Here is a 20,214-nt window from a genome sequence, read left to right as displayed (position 1 = left end):
CTAACATGGAGATTCAAAACAAAAAAATTTTATTAGTAGAAGATGATCCGAATTTTGGAACTGTATTAAAAGACTATCTCTCAATGAACGATTATGACGTTGTTCATGCAAAGAACGGAATGGAAGGATTTGAAAAATTCAAAAAAGACAATTACGACCTTTGCATACTTGACGTAATGATGCCGTACAAGGATGGTTTTACACTTGCGAAAGAAATTCGTGAAAAAAATACAGAAGTTCCTATCATTTTCTTAACCGCAAAAGCATTAAAAGAAGATGTAATGAAAGGCTACAAAGTAGGAGCAGACGACTACTTAAATAAACCTTTTGATTCGGAAGTATTATTGATGAAAATCAAAGCAATAATGCAACGTAAAACATCAGATTCTGTAGCAGACAGCAAACAATTTGAGTTTGTCATTGGAAGATTTAGTTTAAACTCTAAACTTCGTTTTTTAACATTCGATGATGAAGAACCGATTAAATTATCGCCAAAGGAGAACGAATTGCTACGCTTGTTAGCACTACATGAAAATGATTTAATGCCAAGAGAATTAGCATTAACAAAGATATGGAGAGATGATAACTACTTCACTTCTAGATCAATGGATGTTTATATTGCAAAACTACGTAAGTATCTAAAAAGAGACGAAGACGTGGAAATCTTAAATATTCATGGTGAAGGATTTAGATTAGTCATCAAAAATAAAGCAGAGTAGTAAAGTATTATTCGTATTTCCCCTAAACACTTGAAAAAAATAGTCGACTTCCCGAATGTCGACTTTTTCAATTATTCTCTAGTAAGTCTATAGATAATACTCGAATACTGAGGATATTCCGAAGCTAAATCGGCACCTTTTGCCAATTCAAAATCTTCAAAATCAAATCCTGGCGCTACGGTACAACCGACAAATGCATACGAATTTTCTTTTGCTACGCTTGACGCGAACCAGCAACCTGCAGGAACAACCAATTGCGGTTCTTCTCCTTTAGAGAAATTCATTCCAACTTTATGTTCGGTATACTTTCCTTCTTTGTCAATTACATGTACGCTAAGAGCACTTCCTCCATAAAAATGCCAAATTTCATCTTGTTTAATTCTGTGAAATGCAGAAAAATTCTTGGAAGTAAGCAAAAAATAAATACTTGTACAATAACTGCGATCGCCTGAAAAATCATCAAGCAACGCATTTTTCGGAATTACTTTTTCACTTCGATATACTTCTTTGTAAAATCCGCCTTCAGGATGTGGCAATAGGTGTAAATTTTCAACTAATTTTTTTATTTCTGGGAGCATCTTTTGGGTATTTAGTATGTTGGTATTGCTTTGCTTTTAGTATTTTGGTATCGCTTTGCTCTTGGTATGTTGATATTTGCTAATAAGCAAAGAACAAATCAACAACAAACAGTCTAAAAATCTAACAAAGTCTACGCTCAATTTCCTCAATAATATTCGCTACATCTTCTTGATAATCAAACCACACTGTTTGTGCATCTTTTCGAAACCAAGTTCCTTGTCTTTTGGCAAAACGTCTGCTGTTTTTTTTAATCTCGCTTACGGCGAAATCGAGCGTCCAATCGCCATCAAAATAATTAAAAAGCTCACGGTAACCAACTGTTTGCAAGGCATTCAACGCTTTATGCGGATGTAACGCTTTTGCTTCTTCCAACAATCCTTCGTTCATCATGATATCTACACGACGATTGATACGATCGTACATGATTGGTCTATCTGCTGACAAGCCAATTTTAATCGTTTTAAAATTTCGACTCGCTGTTTTATCTTTCAAAAAGCTAGAATATGGTTTTCCGCTTCCAATGCAAATTTCCAATGCGCGTATTAAACGATGTGGGTTTTCAAGTGCCACTTTTTCATAATATACAGGATCAAGCGTTTTTAGTTTCTCTTGAAGCGAAACAATTCCGTTGGTAGCCAATTCTTCATTTAAATCTTCTCGTATTTGAGGATTTACCTTTGGGAATTCATCTAAACCTTTAATTACTGCATCTGCATACAAACCACTTCCGCCAACCATGACAACAATATTATATTGCTGAAACAACTCGTCAAGCTTTGTAATGGCATCTTTTTCAAATTGTCCAACATTATAATTGTCAAAAATGCTAATATGTTGAATAAAATGATGTTTCGCTGCATTCAATTCATCTTCAGAAGGAACCGCCGTACCAATGGTCATTTCCTTAAAAAACTGTCTTGAATCGCAGGAAATAATCTCCGTTTGGAAATGTTTGGCAAGCTTAATACTCAACGCTGTTTTTCCGATAGCGGTTGCACCAACAACTGAAATAAGATATTTGGACATACAAAGGTTAGGTTAATCAGATTCTTCTGGATTAAGACTTTCGCCACAATTATAACAATATTCTGCTTTATTCTTGTGTTTTTCCGCAGCACAGTTTGGGCACGATTGCGTATTTAAATGCAACGTACCATCTTCTTTATCTTGATTGGCAAGTTCGGCAGTCACAATTCCCGTAGGAACGGCAATAATTCCGTAACCAAGAATCATAATGATGGACGCAATAAATTGTCCCAACGCAGTATGTGGCGCAATGTCTCCGTAGCCAACAGTAGTAAGTGTGACAATTGCCCAATAAATACTTCTTGGAATGCTTGTAAATCCGCTGTCTTCACCACTTTCAATCAAATACATGACCGATCCTAAAATGGTACACAAAATTAAAATAAACATGATAAACACGCCAATTTTAATCTTACTCGCATTCAAAGCACGCATGATATTGTTAGACTCGCCAATGTATCTCGCTAATTTTAAAACTCTAAAAATACGCATTAAACGTAAAGCACGTAACGCAATGAGCGATTGCGAACCAACGATAAAAAATGATAAATACATTGGAATGGTAGACAGAAAATCTATGATTCCGTAGAAACTAAAAATATATCGTGATGGTTTTTTTATGGAAATGATTCTGGCAAAATATTCAAACGTAAATAAAATTGTAATAATCCACTCGGAAACATACAATAATGTTCCGTGTTTTTCTGCAAATTCATTAACACTTTCAAGCATTACCAGCAAAATACTTGCTAGAATTAAAAAAAGTAATACTACATCAAATAATTTTCCCGCAGGTGTATCTGCTTCGTATATAACCTCATGAAGTGTTGCTTTCCAATTTTTTGCCATATTGTAAATTTACTACTTATTTAGGAATTTTTCTTTTTTATGATTAATCGCGTGTTTTTCTGTAGAATTGATAATTTACTAAAAAAGTCTTTCAATTCTTGATATTCTTGTGGTTCAAAATAGAAGTTGTTGATAATCAGTTTGAAAGACATGTTCAATTGTCCGTTTTGCTGTACAGTTTTTAAAGCACAAATTGCTTTTCCATTACCAATAGTAAATTCTTGATTTTCTGGAAGATTGGCAAATTCATGTGTTGGCGGAATTGACATTAAAAAACGAGTGGTGTACACTCTTGAGAAAGCAAAATCTACAGGATATTCTCGTTTTTCTAGCGCAAACGGATTTTTAGAGAAAACTTTTAAGAAAAACGGATCTAAGAATGTTTCCGAATTCGAAAAACCATCTTCATCAAAATCTAAGGTAAATATTTCTTTTATAGGTTTTTCTACATTGGTGCGATCTTTTACTTCATAATCAGAAACCTCCAAAAAGGGTAGGGAAGATTCAAAATCATCCAAATAAGTTTCAGTATCATTTTCAAGAAGCTCTTGTCGTTTTTGGTAAGCTAAATATCCTGTATTTACTTGCGAAATTTTTCCTTTGGCAGTTCCATCTTCAGAAACAGTAATAGAAACAATGGTATTTTGACGATTTTCTTGATACGGATTGATCGTAAACCAATAGCTCGGATTTTTGAAATCCATAGCGCGTCCGTTGTAGTTTAATGCACGAATTGGTAACAATCCGAAGGAAAGTAATTTTTCAGTCGCATCAAGCAAAAATACTTCTTCTCCAATGGTCACTTTTGCCACTAAGTAATTAAAATCAGACATTACCGGATGCTTTTGTGTTGGCAAACCTTTGGCGCGTGTAGACAATAGTACCGTTTCCGTTTTAATATCGGCAGCCAACAGGCTGTTTACTAAAGATAAATTGACTTCGGGAACATTTCCTGTACGATTTTGAAATGCCTGACGCACGTTTGCATCACCAAAAAGGCCGTATTTTCCGTTCCAAGTGTAATGATCTTTGATAAAAGCATATATTTTTTTGGCTTTTTTTAATTCGGAAGGTTCATTCAGTATTTCATCAGAAAGTTTGTTTTTAAAGAATTTGTTTTTACGAACCTGCGCGCCAATATCTTTGTCTTTTCGCATGTCTTTATCAACCGCTTTCCACGATTTTGTATAGACATCTTTTCTGCCATCTAAGCGAACATATTCAGATAGTTCAAAGGCAATTCTTGAAATATAATTGTTTTTGGAAAGCATGTACGATTCTTCCTTAAACGCAGGAATATCTTTCATCGCATAACGCAATAATTCACAATCGGCTCTATCGGGAATTCCAGGGATTCTAAAACAACCTTTTTTTACCGAAGCTTCATTTACATCAAGTTTCTGAAAACCTTTTAAACTTCTGTTATAACGATAGTTTGCAGGAATTTTTGCATTAAATTCACTGTATATTTTTGGAATGTCAGATTGAAAATCCCAACCTTCAAAATTGTAAATATAGGGCGATTGTAATGTGTATTGGTATTCAATCACGCTTCCTACTTTTACATTGGGAAACGTGAAGCGCTTTTCCGCATAAAAACTATTTAAATCTACCGTAAAAACTTGATCTTCTGCTAATTCATTTTTTTCGCCAGGATTGTGCGTAACTGCTTTTATGTTTTTTATGTATTCGCTAGATTTTTCACTTTTGTAGACTGGAATTTCAATGTTTGCAGCGTCTAAACCTTGCTTGTCAAGAATTTTAATTTTAGCGTAATAATGTTTTATCAGCCAAATACGATCATTTTCAACGTCAAAAAAGTTTTCTCCATATTCTTCCAAAATGACTGCATGCGCTGTGGTATCTTTTGCGTACACTTTCATATTTAGTTCGTCTTGACTAACTCTGTTAAATTTAGAACTCATTGGGTTTTGTCCGTAGCAAAAGCTGGTACATAAGATGGTAAGTAGTAAATAAATCGGTTTCATGTGTATGGTTAATTAATTCGATCTGAGTGAATTAGGTTTTAAAGATTACAATGTAAACGTAATTGCCTATTGTAAGTGAATAATTTTAAATCTGTTTTTACGACGAAGATGACTTTGAATAATATGTTGAACATCTCTATTATTTTGCATAGGTGTAATGATTTTTTCTAAAACCTCTCTTTTGGTAATTTGATAGTTGAGACTGTAAAAACCAAAACCTTTGTATTGACCGTTTTCAATCAATATTGCACTGCGTTCATCGTGGTGACGACCTTTGTCAATAATCAGCATATTTTTGTTTGCATAACTATATCTATCAATAGCTTCTTGCACGCGTTTGTTATAAGAAGTCACGTCTTCTTGGTTGATACATGCGCCATCACATTCCTTAATAGTATATTGAAAACATTGTGATTTTGAGGAATGTAATTCGTTTATTTTTTGACACAATTTAAAATCTTCCGTAAGCTTAAACATCACGTGTTTTGCCTGTGACATGTTGGTAAACGTAGTGATGTGTTTTTTACGTCCATCAGCTTTTTCAATACGCAAACCTATATAACCATTTTCATCGACATAAGAACCCATTGCAAATTGAAAGATGTTTTTGCGTTGCGCTCGATTGTAGATTGGTCTTTTACGTTTAATTTCTTCACTTTCTTTTAAAAGAGCGACCAATTCGCTTCCTGTACGTTCAAAAGTAACGGCTGCGACTTGTTTTTGAATCTTTTTTGATTTGTTGTTTTTTCCTGTAAAATGTTGATTGACACGTTTTTTGATGTTTTTACTTTTCCCGATATAGATAATTTCACCTTTGGCATTATGCATATAATAGACACCAGTTGCAGAAGGTAAATTTTCAAGAATATCGAGCAAACGTGTAGCAACTTTTTTCTTGATTTCTGTTTTTACAGCTTGTTGAATGATGTTTTTTTCGGAATCTTTATCGAGTAATAATTGAAAAAGTTTTACTGTTGCAAGTGCATCGCCAGAAGCTCTATGTCTGTCACTCATCGGAATTCCAAGTGCACGAACCAGCTTTCCTAGCTTGTATGATTCCATTTCGGGAATTAGTTTCTTTGAAAGTTCAACCGTACAGAGGCTTTTGCGTTTATATTCGAAACCTAAACGTTTGAATTCTAGTTGTAAAATGCGGTAATCAAAACTAGCGTTGTGTGCTACAATGATACAATCTTCAGTAATTTCGACAATACGCTTGGCTACTTCGTAGAATTTTGGTGCATCGCGGAGCATTCTTGAATTGATTCCTGTCAAATTTACCACAAACGGTTGAATTTCTCGCTCAGGATTTACCAAACTAATAAATTGGTCAACAACTTCATGACCGTCAAATCTGTAGATAGCTATTTCAGTAATTCCTTCTTCATTATATTTTCCTCCAGTGGTTTCTATGTCTACTATTGCGTACAAACGATATGCGTTGTTTTTATAATTTGGGTATAAATATAAAAATAACTAAAGGATTTGCTTAGTTTACTGACGCATAATTTCGCGCACCGAAGATGCTACTGCCTATTCGTACCATCGTACTTCCTTCTTGAATTGCCAATTCGTAATCGCCACTCATTCCCATTGATATGATTTTTAAGTAGTTATGAATAGCTTTTAAAGTGTCGAAGGTCGTTTTTAAGTTTTTAAATTCTTGTTGAACTTGTGAAGTGTCGTCTGTAAAAGTTGCCATTCCCATTAAACCGACAATTGCAACATTTTCTAATTGTTGAAACTCCTCAGAAGCGAGCAATGTTGTAGCTTCTTCGACAGACATTCCAAACTTAGAATCTTCTTCCGCAATTTTTATTTGAAGCAAGCAATTAATGACACGATTGTATTTTTTTGCTTGTTTGTTAATTTCTTTTAGTAGTTTGTAACTATCAACTCCGTGAATCAGATCCACAAATTCAGCCATATATTTTACCTTATTTCGCTGTACGTGTCCAATCATGTGCCAAGAAATATCTTTGGGAAGTGCTTCCCATTTTTCTGCCATTTCCTGAATTTTGTTTTCCCCAAATACACGTTGTCCAGCAGTATATGCTTCTTGTAAATCGCTTATAGGTTTTGTTTTTGAAACTGCTACAAGAGTAACGTGAGTTGGTAATTTTTGTTGGTATTCTTGAATTTTTGAAGTAATTGACATGTAAAGAAATTATTGATGCAAAAATAATGATAATTTGAGGAATAGGCTAGTGGTTGGTGAGGAATTAGGTGTTTGTTGTGAGTTATGAGTTGTGAGTTGTTGTCTTCATGGGAAGAACCTTATTTCTCTACAATCTCCACTTCAAAAAGCTTGTCCCAGTACTTTCCAGTAACAAAATATGTGTTGGTTTTTGTATTGAAAGCAATTCCGTTAAAAACGTCAATTTGCGAGTGATTGGTTACTTTTTCCTTTAAACCTCTAAAATCTATAATTCCTTCCAAAGCACCATTTTTTGGATTTATAATCATCATGCTCGGATTTTGATAGCTATTCGCAAAAATCTTTCCGTTAATGTATTCCAATTCGTTTGCTTTTACATACGTTCGTTTGTTGTCACAAACCTGAATCGCGTATTGTTCTTTTAACGTTTTAGGATCTAGAATCCAGATATTTTCTGTTCCGTCGCTCTTGTATAATTTTTCGCCATCATTACACAATCCCCAACCTTCTTTACTATTTTGATAGGTAAAGGTGTCAATTCGTTCTAAATTATTAGGATTATATATAAAGCCTGTATTTGAACGCCACGTAAGCATGTATAATTTGTCATTTAAAACCGTAATTCCTTCGCCGAAATAGCGATTGTCTAATTCTATTTTTTGGTAAATTTTCCCCGTTTTATAATCTACTTTTCGTAGTGAAGATTGTCCACGCTGTCCCGTACTTTCAAATAATGTATCTCTAAAAAACTCCAATCCTTGTGTATATGCTTTTTGATCGTGCGGAAATGTATTGATAATTTTATAGGTATACACTTTCGGTTTCATGTTGGATAGAATCGTCAAATTTTTACGAGTAGTTGTCGTTTTGCCATCATCATACGTAATGGTAGCTTTTAAATTTTGCTTTCCTAATAAGGTTGTTTCAGGAATTGTAGTTTCTAAAATCAACGGATTTTTACTCGAATTTGATAACTTTTCATCGTTAATTTTATAATCAACATTCGAAATAGTCTTGTTTTCTGAGTTGATTAATGTTGCTTTAATTGCGCTATTCAACTTAAATTTTTCTGTTTTCCCATCAATTTTTAAAGAAAATTTAGGAGTTGTTGATTTTTTTTCGCCACCGCATGAAAAAACCGTTAGGCTTAAAAAAGTGATTATGAATATATTATAAAATTTCATTGGAATTCTTTATTTCTGGCAAGGTAATTCATAAAAATCAGTTTAAAAAATCATTGTTATAATGTAAAAACATTTTATATTTGCAGCGGCAAGTCCTACACAACCAGCTCCTGTTGAATCCTCCAGGGCGGGAACGCAGCAAAGGTATACGGTCGTAGCGGTGTGATGTAGGTAGCTTGCCATTTTTTGTACCCTAAAGTCAACGACCTCAAAAAAACTTCACGATGCATTTATAAAGAGTTTATATTTGTAAAAAACAATCAAAACTAAGCGCATGTCAAAAGTTGTATTAATTACTGGTGGTTCATCAGGAATTGGAAAATCTATTGGAATTCTTCTAGCCGAAAAAGGTTATACCGTGTACGGAACAAGTAGAAATCCTGACAAGTTTAAGGATTTTACAGCTTTTAAATTGATTGCACTAGATGTGCGTGATACCGCAACAATCCAGAAAGCAGTTACTACCATTATTGAAGCAGAAGGTCGTTTGGATGTTTTGATTAATAATGCAGGCGTTGGAATTACAGGTCCAATTGAAGAAACGCCCGAAGAAGAAATTCACAAGGCATTTCAGACAAATTTATACGGTCCGATTGCAGTGATGAAAGCCGTTTTACCTCAAATGCGCAAACAAAAAAGTGGTCATATTGTCAATGTAACTTCTATTGCAGGTTATATGGGATTGCCGTATCGCGGAATTTACTCAGCAACTAAAGGTGCTTTAGAGTTGGTTACGGAAGCCATGCGCATGGAAGTGAAAATGTTTGGAATTGAAATTGCAAATGTTGCGCCAGGCGATTTTGCTACCAATATTGCTGCTGGACGTTATCATACGCCAGTTTATGAAAACTCTCCGTATAAAGAAGTGTATGGAACGATGTTAAAAGAAATGGATTCGCATGTTGATGCAGGTTCTGATCCTACAATTATGGCAGAAGCAGTTTTAAAGATCATTCAAACGAAAAAACCAAAAATTCATTACAAAGTTGGCGCATTTATGCAGAAATTTTCAATTGTGCTTAAACGTGCGTTGCCAGACAAAGTGTATGAAAAAATGCTGATGAATCATTATAAGTTGTAAATACCGTTTCAAAAATGTTTTGGCGTAAGAAGAAAAATAAAAAGCAATATTCATGTTCCCAATGTGGAGAAGTTCATCAACAATGGCCTGCATTAGCGTTTGTCTCGCCAGAAAATTATCATAATCTCTCAAAGAGTCAAAAGAAAGAAATCGCAACACTTTCAGACGATTTTTGTATAATTCAATACGAAACAGAAACAAATTATTTCATTAGAGTTGTGTTAAAGCAAAAAATAATCGATTACGATGTATTTTTAGAATATGGACTTTGGGTTTCTTTAAGTGAAAAAAGCTTTAGAGATTATTCAGATAATTTTAAGAATAAACAACATGAAACAGGATATTTTGGTTGGTTATGTAATGAATTGCCTGCATATGAAAACATGATAAATATTCCGATGAATGTACTGATAAAAAAAGGAAATAAAAGACCAGAAATTTTCCCTCATGACGATTTTGAGCATCCATTTGTAAAAGATTTTTATAACGGAATCACTAATGCAGAAGCGGAACATAGAATTCATGCTATGTATGATGCTTTAAAGTAGTTTTAAAAAGTTTACTACCTCGTCATAAAAAACAATTCTTTTTCAATATCTTCAGCAGTGTTTTTTGTCTGTTTTCGCATGAAAAAATAGGGAAGACAATACATTAATACTGCGTGAATAATGATGAAAATAGCAAACGTTTCAAACGCTAGAAATCCTGAAAAGGACAGGAATATGATATAAAAAATCGTGATAAAGACGTAGTAAAAGATGATGAAATAATGAAATCCTTTAATTTCTAAATCGATCAGTGTATGATCTTCTTGTTGGCGAAATTGCGCTGTAATTTTTGCTAAATTTCGTCCTCTGTCAAATAACTCTCTGCGTTTTCTCATTTTGAATGAGTTGCTGGAAATACTGCCTTTGTATTTGTTTTTGCTTGATGAAAAAGCTTCAAAAGTTCCAGAAAACATACCAATATCTCCTTCGTCAACATTCTGTCTGAATCTATTGATAAACTCAGATTTTGAAATCGGTAGTTTGATCTGTTTTCGTTTTAATACTTTTATTCGCTCCAAAAAATCATCCATAGTCATATTTTTTTATAATATATTCGTGATTGTTTTATTAAATACGTTACAGTTTGGAGCATAAATTTTTAATTGTGTGTTTATAAATGGAAGGCGTGTAACTTTTTATAGTAAACTTACACAGATATTCAGGAATATAAACTACTTTAGAATCATAATTCGTAATAATACATGCAGCAAAACGTAAATACTACACTTTTAGAATCTAAATTAAAACGCTTAAAGATTTCTTTTTCTAAGAAAAATGATAAAATCATAATTGCACAATCAAACACAGATTATACTATTTTATTAGGCTTGATTTTTTTACCAATTATAGCAGGGATTGCAATTTTGGGTTTTCTATTTCCGATTGATTCAGTAATTAGAGAATCGCACAGTAGAAAAGTAATTGTAGCAAGCATTCTTTTTATTTCTTTCGGAATTACGAATATTATTCGAATGCGATCAAAATCGAAAGCAAACAAGCTCACTAAAGTTTTAGGTCACAAAGAAATTATTCTCAATACTAAAGAAGCTTCTAAACGCTTTGATACTAATAATATCAAACATTTTGATTACACCATTAAGAAATTAGACGAACAAACTTATTCCGGAAATTTGTTTTTAGTAGACACACAGCAAAACAAACATTTGATTTTGGGCTTTGATGCTGAAACAGAGCAGTATTTGATCGATGATTTGAAATGGTTTTCCAATTATTTTTCAGCACATGTTCAACTTAATACACAGAAATAGTATGCGAATTGTAAGTCTTCTTTTTCTAGTTTTCTTTATCAATAGTGCGATTTCACAAACAGATTTTAACGAAAAAATTATTGGCACTTGGCAATTTGATACTGTTGTTGGAGATATTTCAAATGCTGAAAAAGATACACTTATGAGTACTGATGTTTTGCTAACATTCCGTGAAGATGATTCTCTAATTATGGAGGTTGGTGATTTTGCTTTGGTAGTAACGTATGAACTTGACGATACATTATTAATTATTGGGAAAAATCAATATATCATCACAAAAATAGAAGACGATACCATGTCTTTTGAACATAATGCAGATGGAATAAGCCTTCGTTACACGTATAAAAGAAAGCCAAGAGATGAGTAATGAACAACCTAATAATCCGTTGCACGGAATAAAACTTGCTGAAATTGTAGAAACACTTGTGGAATATTATGGTTTTGAAGAATTAGCAAAACGTATCAATATCAATTGTTTTAAAAATGATCCTTCCGTAAAATCGAGCTTAAAATTTTTGCGTAGAACTCCTTGGGCACGAACCAAAGTAGAACAATTGTATCTCAGAGTGCTTGCGGAAACAAAACATAACTAAATGAAATACTTCATTGGTATTATATTGGTTTTAATAATACTTCTGTATGGATACTTATGGAAACTTCCTTTGCTAATCAGTATTGTATTGTTACTATTGTATTTTTTCATTTTATTTTTTTGGGAATATGCTGTATTGCGTTATAAAATTTCAGGAGAATTTCAAATGAGAAGCTACCGAAAATCATTGGAAACATTCGGTTTTGCAATTGCAATAATATGGACACTCATGTATGTAATCGATTTACACACGAAAGGTATAACGAACAGTAAACTTCCAATTGTAATCCTATTTTGGTTTGGTTCTTTGGTAAATATTATAATGTATTTTATGTATAAAAAGAAAAAGCCTGTAACCGTTTTTATAACTGGAGATTGGTTGCATTACAACAACCGTTGGAAAAAGAAACGAGACTTAAAAACGCTTAACTACATCGGAACTTCTAAGCTTGCAACTGACTTAATATTAGGGTTTACCGAAAAATCAGATGTCATCATTCCTATGAAGGAATACAAAAAAGAAGAATTCCGACAGTTTCTAGATATACTCATTGAAAAATCAGATCCAAAACACAAAGTATATCTTATAGATAATCTTACAGAAAGATTTCCCAAACAGACAAAAGAAGCTTAAAATGAACCAACATTACATGCAAATGTGACAACTACACATATTTTGCTAAAAATACCGTAAGTTTTATCGTAATTTGAAAGTGAGAAACAAAAGAAAATATACTACTGCTTCTTTAGTGTAGAACAGTAGCTATACTTTGAAATTTGGATTGAAAGCCTGTTAACGCAGGCTTTTTTGATACCATTGCACAATTATTTATTTACTTCGGCTTTCTATAGTTTTTAAAACTAAAAAGAAACAATTCGTTTCATGAAAATGTTAATAACTCACGAACTATTCTACAAGTTGAGGTTGTTTTCACATGTTTTAATATTGTAATTTTACGCAAAATTGCGTTAAGGATAGTAACGGCATCCTCCCAACTTGATTGGGAGATATAGTGAATAGCCTGTAAAAACGCCCTAAAAAAGAAAACACAACTTTATATTAAATTAGATAACAGATGAAATTTTTTATTGACACGGCTAACTTAGATCAAATTCGTGAAGCACAAGCTTTAGGTATTTTGGATGGAGTAACAACAAATCCATCACTAATGGCAAAAGAAGGAATTACTGGAAAAGAAAATATTATCAACCATTACAAAGCAATTTGTGAGATTGTAGAAGGTGATGTTTCTGCAGAAGTAATTGCTACAGACTTTGAAGGAATGGTAAAAGAAGGCGAGGAGTTGGCAGCACTAGATCCGCAAATTGTGGTAAAGCTTCCAATGATTGCGGATGGCGTAAAAGCGTGTAAATATTTTTCGGATAAAGGAATTAAAACAAATGTAACCTTAGTATTTTCTGCGGGACAAGCGCTATTGGCAGCAAAAGCAGGTGCAACGTATGTATCGCCATTTATTGGGCGTTTGGATGATATTTCTACAGATGGATTGAACCTTATAGCGGAAATCAGAATGATTTATGACAATTACGGTTTCGGAACAGAAATTTTGGCTGCTTCAGTACGTCATACAATGCACGTGATTGATTGTGCAAAAATTGGTGCTGATGTAATGACAGGTCCATTGAAATCGATTGTTGGTTTATTAAAACATCCGTTAACAGACATTGGTTTGGAAAAATTCTTAGCAGATTATAAGAAAGGAAACTAAACATTTTATAAAAATTACTTCGAGTTATTCGTGAAACCGAATTTAAGCTCGATTCATATTATAAATGAAAACGTCTTGGAAATTCTAAGACGTTTTTTTGCGTTCAATTTTGTATAGTAGAATTGGTATAAGTTTCAAACGAATCTCAACACAGAACTCGATTTAATAAATTTTATGATAAGATTGAAAATATAAATTTACTTTAATTGATCTCGTAAATCTGTATTGTAAATACTAGCAAAACCGTTGACAATATTTCCACTTTGATCGGTAATGATTAGTTTATTGATATTAATCAATGCGAAGTCTCGCAACAAATCATCTTTTCTACCAACTCGATACTGTCTGCTGCCAGGAAATTTCAGTTCTGCCACGGCTTTTTTCCAACGTTTATGATCGGAATCTAAGCTAATTCCAATAATATTTAAATTAGGATATTCTTTTGCCAAGACTTTGATCTTTTCAGTAATCAAATGTTTGTGGCGCATTTGTTTGGAAGTCCAAAAATAAAAAATAGTCTTTCCTTTTTTCGAATTCAGTCGATTTAGCGGAATTCTATTATACGCACTATCATACACGTAAATTTGATTGGAAAAACTATTGCCTTTCTGTAAATTTTTAACACCAATATGTAAGTTTGAAATTTCTTCTTTCGATTCCTTATCCGTTGCTACTTGTTGGTAAATTTTAAAAAATTCATTATTCTTTGGAATGTTGGAAGTATTGTGACTATAATACGAATATGCTGTAAAACGCAACAATTCATTACGTAAAAAAGGATACGTTACCAAACTATCAATCAAAGCCAGTTTGTTCTTATTATACGTCAATGAAGTATTTACCGCTTGGTTGCCTTTCCACGATTTACGCATACATTCACTATATGAAGAATTGTTGATAAACTGCATAATATAACGTGCATACGGACGGTAATAACTCATTGTAGAATCGTTCATATCTACATCTTTCTTGTAATCGAAAAATGAATCACTAATGGAAAGCGTCGAATCTTTCTTCTTTAAGTTATGAAACATATTCTGATACGTTTCACGATAGCGAAAGCTTCTATATTTGATAACTTTGTCCGTAAAGTTTTTAAATTCTTCAGAAACATTCGGATTGTTTACCAGAAACTTTTCTTGTTTCTTTAGTTTGATATTTTGTAGCGAATCAATCTTCTTCAAAAAAGTATCGCTATCCAATTGCGAATATTGATACACAGGTTCTTCGTGACTTTCATTCAACAAAAACAATTCAATATAAAAATTGTTCTTTTCAGCGCCTTTCCCTGTAAAAAACAAAGATTCGTCAAAAGCAAAAGTATTTAAGCGTAACAATAAACTATCACCCTTTTCAAGATTGATATATTGATACTCTCTGTTGTGATAAAACTTATACAATCCGTTTTTATGATCTTTCAATTTTGTTAAAAAACGATTGTTATCATCCAACTGCAAGGAATCTACAAAAGCTCCTTGGTGATATAACAACACATAATCATCCTGCGGATTGATAATTTCTCCACCAAAATAAGCAACATCTTTAGTCGCATTTTTAGTGGCGTTATCACAACCAAAGCAAATAAATATAAGTAATAATGGGGTAATATACTTCATAGTAACTTGGTCAACTTTTTCAAGTTTTAACAAAACTAACTATCACAAATGCAATACGCTGTTAATAGGCTGTTAAAAATATTGGTAAAAACGTTAAGAAACAGCATAGTAAAATTTGCCGTAATCCTTAGTAATATTCAATGTAATTCTTACTTTTGCGCAATATAAAAAAAAGAACAAAAAACTAAAAGAATGTTATCTGTATCTAACTTATCAGTGCAATTTGGTAAACGTGTCTTATTTGACGAAGTAAATACTACGTTTACAACAGGAAATTGCTATGGTGTTATCGGAGCGAACGGCGCTGGTAAATCCACTTTTTTAAAAATTTTATCAGGAAAGATGGAACCTACTTCCGGGCATGTTAGCTTAGAACCTGGCAAACGTATGTCTGTGTTGGAGCAAGATCACTTCGCATATGACGAATATCCTGTTTTAGAAACCGTAATCATGGGAAATAAACCATTGTTTGCGATAAAGAAAGAAATGGATGAAATATATGCCAAAGAAGACTTCTCAGATAAAGATGGAGAACGCGTAGGAGAGTTGCAAGTAGAATTTGAAGAAATGAACGGATGGAATGCCGATTCTGATGCCGCAGCATTGTTATCAAACTTAGGAATTCCTGAAGCAAATCATTACTCACTAATGAGCGAGTTGGATGGTAAACAAAAAGTACGTGTGTTACTAGCACAAGCACTTTTTGGAAATCCTGATGTATTGATTATGGATGAGCCTACGAACGACTTAGATTTTGAAACAATCTCTTGGTTAGAAAATTTCTTGGCAAATTATGACAACTGCGTCATTGTAGTTTCGCATGATAGACACTTTTTGGATGCAGTTTGTACGCACATTTCAGATATTGACTTTGCAAAAATAAATCACTACAGTGGTAACTATACGTTTTGGTACGAAAGTAGCCAGCTAGCCGCAAGACAACGCGCGCAACAAAACAAAAAAGCAGAAGACAAAGCAAAAGAATTACAAGAATTCATCCAACGATTTAGTGCCAACGTAGCAAAATCGAAACAAGCGACTTCTCGTAAAAAAATGTTAGAACGCTTAAAAGTAGAAGACATCAAACCTTCTAGTCGTCGTTATCCTGCCATAATTTTTGACAGAGATCGCGAAGCAGGAGATCAAATTTTAAATGTAGAAGGATTGAAAGCCTCTGCGGAAGGTGAAATACTATTTCAAAATGTAAACATCAACTTGGCAAAAGGCGATAAAGTGGCGGTTATTTCTAAAAATTCACGTGCAACCACCGCTTTTTACGAAATCATTAATGATAAAATAAACGCTGACGCGGGAACGTACAAATGGGGAGTTACTACGTCACAAGCCTACTTACCTGTTGATAACTCAGAATACTTTGACAACGATTTGACATTGGTTGATTGGCTACGTCAATGGGCAACGACCGAAGAAGAAAGAGAAGAAGTATACGTTCGTGGATTCTTAGGAAAAATGATTTTCAGTGGAGAAGAAGCCTTAAAAACAGCTAGAGTACTTTCTGGAGGAGAAAAAGTACGTTGTATGTTATCGCGTATGATGATGATTCGTGCAAACGTATTAATGTTAGACGAGCCAACAAACCACCTAGACTTAGAAAGTATTACAGCGTTTAACAATTCGTTGAAAAATTTCAAAGGAACCGTTTTATTTACCACACACGATCATGAATTTGCACAAACGGTTGCCAACAGAATTATCGAGTTAACACCAACAGGAGTGATTGATAGATATTCAACGTTTGACGATTATATGAATGACAAGAAAATAAAAGAACAACGTGAAAAAATGTATACGTTGGCTTAAGCTCAGTGTAGTGTCATCACTATTAAAAATATAAATAGCTAAAAAGTCCCTTGAAAAACTATTTCAAGGGACTTTTTTATGCGGAAGTATTGTATCAATACTATAAATTCAGAATTATTTACACGCTACGGAAGTCGGCAAATTCCGCTGTAGCAATCATAAGGATAATCACAAGGCTTGCGATCATTACAAAAACGTGGCGCTCCACCAATAATGTTTCGTTGCCCGTTTTTATTAATAAAACTAAATCCGTCGAGATTTGAAATTTTATCTAACATAGTTTTCTTTTTTTCATGAAGGATTAAATGTACGAAAAATTATCTTATGAATGATTACGGTTTTACCGTACTATTTTTTTCTTGATTATGAGACTACTAATGCTTTTTAGATTACTAGATCGCTTTTTTCTTATATAAATACATTACCTTCAATCATAAAAGTCACATCGAGTATTTTTCAAGAGGAAAAATGTATCAAGAAGTGCTTTGAAATCTAACTAAAGTGAGTTCGACATAAGAATTTTAGTTTGAAACTTTTCTTTTCCGCAGTATAGCAGGAGTTTTTCGTTAAAAATTTTCGAAGCCTTGGAGAAAATTTAGAAAAATTCATGTGGTTTTAGTTTTCCCCAAAAAGAAAAACTAAAAATACCTCTGGAAAAGTTCCCTTTCTTTTGTTTCTTTTCTTTGGGTAAGCAAAGAAAACGAAAATAAAACGCTAAAAATGAATTATATATCAGAATTATTGCTAAAATTACTATACATATAAATTGAATGATTTATATCGAACTGACGTTAACTAATAAAAAACGCTTTCTACCATTGTAAAAAGCGTTCTTATATTTTAAAATTGTACACTGAGCCGAGTCGAAGTGTACATGAAAATTATCGTAATTCTGCACCCAATTGCTTCTCAAAACTCTTTTGTAACTTGTTCATTATTTTATCAATCTGTTTGTCTGTCAGGGTTTTGTGTTCGTCTTGCAATGTAAAGCTTACGGCGTAACTTTTCTTTCCTTTCGGTAAATTATCACCTTGATACACATCAAACAAACTTACTTCTTTTAGCAAATTACGTTCACTTTGTTTAGCAATTGAATGAATCTCCGCAAACGTAGTCGCTTCGTCAATCAACAAGGCAAAATCTCTACGTACTTTTGGAAACTTCGGAATGTCTTTAAACTTGATTTTTCTGTTTTTAGCAACTTCAATCACATTATCCCAATTAAAATCTGCGAAAATTACTTCTTGTTTAATGTCAAACGCTTTTAAAACTTTGCGTTTCACAATTCCAAATTCAACCAATTTTGTTTTTCCTAAACTCAAGGTCAATCCTTCAGAAAATAAATCATTTTTAATAGGAGACGTTTTTAGTGAATTCAATCCTAAACGTGATAAAACTGCGGTTACAATTCCTTTTGCATAGAAAAAGTCTGTCGCTACAGGTTTGCTTTGTCGCCAAGTTTCTGCATGTAAATTTCCTGTAATTAACAACGATAAATGTTTGTGTTCTTCACGATTTTCTTCGCTGTATGCATGATATGTTTTTCCAAATTCAAAGAATTTTAAATCACTTTGTTTTCGGTTGATGTTATGTGAAATTGCTTCCAAACCAGAAAATAATAACGATTGACGCATTACGGACAAATCATTACTCAACGGATTCAACATCGTAATATTATGTTCCGTTTTTAATTGCTCAGAAAGTTCTGTATATGTAGCTGTCGTCAATGAATTCGCCATGATTTCATAAAAACCTTGCGACACTAATTGATTGGCAACAACATCTTGTAATTTATAATCTTCATAACGAGAAGTGTTTGAAATAGACGTATGCCATTTTTCATCAAACTGAATATTATTATATCCGTATACGCGTAAAATTTCTTCAATCACATCAGCTTCACGTTGTACATCAACTCTGTATGCAGGAATTGTCAATCCCAATCCGCCATCAGTAACCGAATTAATTTTAATCTCTAAAGACGATAAAATATTCTTGATGGTTTCTCGCGGCAATTCTTCCCCAATTAATTTGGTAATATTTTCGAAAGAAACACGTACTTGAAAATCTTCTATTTTTGTTGGATAACTGTCGGTTGCATCACTTGTAATTTCTCCACCAGCCAACTCTTGAATCAACAAAGCGGCTCTTTTCAACGCATATTCCGTAATATTTGGATCAATTCCACGTTCAAAACGGAAAGAAGCATCTGTATTTAAACCGTGACGTTTTGCCGTTTTACGAACAGAAACTGGATTGAAATATGCACTTTCTAAGAAAATATTAGTAGTGTTTTCTGTGACACCAGATTTAATTCCGCCAAAAACACCCGCAATGCAAAGTGGTTTTTCAGCATCACAAATCATCAAATCATCTTCGTGTAATTCACGTTCAACTTCATCTAAAGTGGTAAATTTTGTACCAGCTTCTAAAGTTTTTACAATGATTTTATTACCTGTAATATAATTTGCATCAAACGCGTGTAATGGCTGACCCAATTCGTGTAGTACATAATTGGTGACATCAACCACATTATTTTTCGGCGTTAAGCCTATTGCTTTCAAACGATGTTGCAACCATTCTGGCGAAGGTTTTACTTGCACTCCAGAAATTGTCACTCCGCAATAGCGTGGCGCTAAGTTTTTATCTTCAACTTCAACATCAATTTTTAGCGTTCTGTTATCAACTCTAAAACTACTTGTAGAAGGTGTAATTAATTCCAGTTTGACATCTTTTTGAAGCAAACCAGCTTTTAAATCTCTCGCAACTCCGTAATGACTCATGGCGTCAGCTCTATTGGGCGTTAAACCAATTTCAAAAACGGTATCATTTTCAATATCAAATACTTCACTTGCAGGTGTTCCAGGAACTAACGTTTCGTCCAACACCATAATTCCGTCATGACTTTCTCCTAATCCGAGTTCGTCTTCGGCGCAAATCATTCCGTTAGAAACTTCTCCACGAATTTTCCCTTTCTTGATTTTAAAACCGTTTCCTTCTGCATCATATAAAGTCGTTCCTACTGTAGCGACAGGCACTTTTTGTCCTGCGGCAA

The 20,214-nt window shown here is 33.4% G+C and carries 20 protein-coding genes and 1 other RNA gene; 10 read left to right on the top strand and 11 right to left on the bottom strand.

Annotation, left to right across the window (positions count from 1 at the left end; translation table 11 throughout):
• Positions 1-5 precede the first annotated feature (5 nt).
• The gene (locus KAOT1_RS06135) at positions 6-719 is read left to right on the top strand and encodes a response regulator transcription factor (protein ID WP_007093876.1); all 714 of its coding nucleotides are present in this window, start codon (positions 6-8) and stop codon (positions 717-719) included.
• Between the two features lie 71 nt (positions 720-790).
• Here the strand turns inward: KAOT1_RS06135 and KAOT1_RS06130 are convergent, their stop codons facing one another.
• From KAOT1_RS06130 to KAOT1_RS06100, 7 genes are all read right to left on the bottom strand, one after another.
• Positions 791-1,297, bottom strand: coding sequence for a cupin domain-containing protein (locus tag KAOT1_RS06130; RefSeq protein ID WP_007093875.1), 507 nt, complete (start codon positions 1,295-1,297; stop codon positions 791-793).
• A gap of 121 nt (positions 1,298-1,418) precedes the next feature.
• Complete coding sequence (gene miaA, locus KAOT1_RS06125) at positions 1,419-2,324, bottom strand: tRNA (adenosine(37)-N6)-dimethylallyltransferase MiaA (RefSeq protein WP_007093874.1); 906 nt, start codon at positions 2,322-2,324, stop codon at positions 1,419-1,421.
• Positions 2,325-2,336: 12 nt separating this feature from the next.
• Positions 2,337-3,173: an ion transporter gene (locus KAOT1_RS06120; protein ID WP_007093873.1), complete on the bottom strand. Its 837-nt coding sequence runs from the start codon at positions 3,171-3,173 to the stop codon at positions 2,337-2,339.
• Between the two features lie 20 nt (positions 3,174-3,193).
• A complete protein-coding gene (locus KAOT1_RS06115) occupies positions 3,194-5,161 on the bottom strand; it encodes a DUF3857 domain-containing protein (RefSeq protein ID WP_083777292.1) in 1,968 nt (655 codons plus the stop codon).
• 66 nt (positions 5,162-5,227) lie between these two features.
• The gene (locus KAOT1_RS06110) at positions 5,228-6,592 is read right to left on the bottom strand and encodes an exonuclease domain-containing protein (RefSeq protein ID WP_007093871.1); all 1,365 of its coding nucleotides are present in this window, start codon (positions 6,590-6,592) and stop codon (positions 5,228-5,230) included.
• Between the two features lie 58 nt (positions 6,593-6,650).
• Positions 6,651-7,319, bottom strand: coding sequence for a YggS family pyridoxal phosphate-dependent enzyme (locus KAOT1_RS06105; RefSeq protein ID WP_007093870.1), 669 nt, complete (start codon positions 7,317-7,319; stop codon positions 6,651-6,653).
• 119 nt (positions 7,320-7,438) lie between these two features.
• Positions 7,439-8,503, bottom strand: a complete 1,065-nt coding sequence (locus KAOT1_RS06100) for a glutaminyl-peptide cyclotransferase (protein WP_007093869.1) — start codon at positions 8,501-8,503, stop codon at positions 7,439-7,441.
• An 86-nt stretch (positions 8,504-8,589) separates the two neighbouring features.
• Between KAOT1_RS06100 and ffs the strand changes: the two genes are divergently transcribed.
• The 3 genes from ffs (at position 8,590) to KAOT1_RS06090 (ending at position 10,132) form a co-directional block, all read left to right on the top strand.
• An RNA gene (gene ffs / locus KAOT1_RS22315) (signal recognition particle sRNA small type) lies at positions 8,590-8,688 on the top strand.
• 89 nt (positions 8,689-8,777) lie between these two features.
• Positions 8,778-9,584, top strand: coding sequence for an SDR family oxidoreductase (locus KAOT1_RS06095; protein WP_007093868.1), 807 nt, complete (start codon positions 8,778-8,780; stop codon positions 9,582-9,584).
• A gap of 14 nt (positions 9,585-9,598) precedes the next feature.
• Positions 9,599-10,132: a DUF2199 domain-containing protein gene (locus KAOT1_RS06090; protein WP_007093867.1), complete on the top strand. Its 534-nt coding sequence runs from the start codon at positions 9,599-9,601 to the stop codon at positions 10,130-10,132.
• A gap of 14 nt (positions 10,133-10,146) precedes the next feature.
• Here KAOT1_RS06090 and KAOT1_RS06085 read toward each other — a convergent pair whose 3' ends face one another.
• Positions 10,147-10,662: a hypothetical protein gene (locus KAOT1_RS06085; protein ID WP_007093866.1), complete on the bottom strand. Its 516-nt coding sequence runs from the start codon at positions 10,660-10,662 to the stop codon at positions 10,147-10,149.
• A 171-nt stretch (positions 10,663-10,833) separates the two neighbouring features.
• Between KAOT1_RS06085 and KAOT1_RS06080 the strand changes: the two genes are divergently transcribed.
• From KAOT1_RS06080 to fsa, 5 genes are all read left to right on the top strand, one after another.
• Positions 10,834-11,400 (top strand): hypothetical protein, encoded by a 567-nt coding sequence (locus KAOT1_RS06080; protein ID WP_007093865.1) that lies wholly within the window; start codon positions 10,834-10,836, stop codon positions 11,398-11,400.
• A 1-nt stretch (position 11,401) separates the two neighbouring features.
• Positions 11,402-11,767 (top strand): hypothetical protein, encoded by a 366-nt coding sequence (locus KAOT1_RS06075; RefSeq protein ID WP_007093864.1) that lies wholly within the window; start codon positions 11,402-11,404, stop codon positions 11,765-11,767.
• Positions 11,760-11,993 carry a VF530 family protein gene (locus KAOT1_RS06070; RefSeq protein WP_007093863.1) on the top strand — a complete coding sequence of 78 codons (234 nt, stop codon included), beginning with the start codon at positions 11,760-11,762 and terminating at the stop codon, positions 11,991-11,993. Before KAOT1_RS06075 ends, KAOT1_RS06070 begins: the two co-directional genes overlap by 8 nt.
• Positions 11,994-12,626 carry a hypothetical protein gene (locus tag KAOT1_RS06065; RefSeq protein WP_007093862.1) on the top strand — a complete coding sequence of 211 codons (633 nt, stop codon included), beginning with the start codon at positions 11,994-11,996 and terminating at the stop codon, positions 12,624-12,626.
• A gap of 442 nt (positions 12,627-13,068) precedes the next feature.
• The gene (gene fsa, locus KAOT1_RS06060) at positions 13,069-13,722 is read left to right on the top strand and encodes a fructose-6-phosphate aldolase (RefSeq protein ID WP_007093861.1); all 654 of its coding nucleotides are present in this window, start codon (positions 13,069-13,071) and stop codon (positions 13,720-13,722) included.
• A gap of 197 nt (positions 13,723-13,919) precedes the next feature.
• On the opposite strand, the gene KAOT1_RS21925 is transcribed toward fsa, so the two are convergent.
• On the bottom strand, positions 13,920-15,338 hold the full coding sequence (locus KAOT1_RS21925) for a TlpA family protein disulfide reductase (protein WP_007093860.1): 1,419 nt from the start codon (positions 15,336-15,338) through the stop codon (positions 13,920-13,922).
• A 192-nt stretch (positions 15,339-15,530) separates the two neighbouring features.
• Here KAOT1_RS21925 and KAOT1_RS06050 point away from each other — a divergent pair, with 192 nt between their 5' ends.
• Positions 15,531-17,159: an ABC-F family ATP-binding cassette domain-containing protein gene (locus KAOT1_RS06050; protein ID WP_007093859.1), complete on the top strand. Its 1,629-nt coding sequence runs from the start codon at positions 15,531-15,533 to the stop codon at positions 17,157-17,159.
• A 125-nt stretch (positions 17,160-17,284) separates the two neighbouring features.
• Here the strand turns inward: KAOT1_RS06050 and KAOT1_RS22770 are convergent, their stop codons facing one another.
• Both KAOT1_RS22770 and pheT read right to left on the bottom strand, forming a co-directional pair.
• Positions 17,285-17,437 (bottom strand): hypothetical protein, encoded by a 153-nt coding sequence (locus KAOT1_RS22770; RefSeq protein ID WP_007093858.1) that lies wholly within the window; start codon positions 17,435-17,437, stop codon positions 17,285-17,287.
• 603 nt (positions 17,438-18,040) lie between these two features.
• Positions 18,041-20,214: phenylalanine--tRNA ligase subunit beta (pheT, locus tag KAOT1_RS06045; RefSeq protein WP_007093857.1), on the bottom strand; the 2,174-nt coding region annotated here is incomplete at its 5' end.

The sequence above is a fragment of the Kordia algicida OT-1 genome, from assembly GCF_000154725.1.
Taxonomy (GTDB): Bacteria; Bacteroidota; Bacteroidia; order Flavobacteriales; family Flavobacteriaceae; genus Kordia; species Kordia algicida.
Note: the sequence above shows the minus strand (reverse complement) of the source record. Positions and strands in the feature narration are given on the sequence as shown.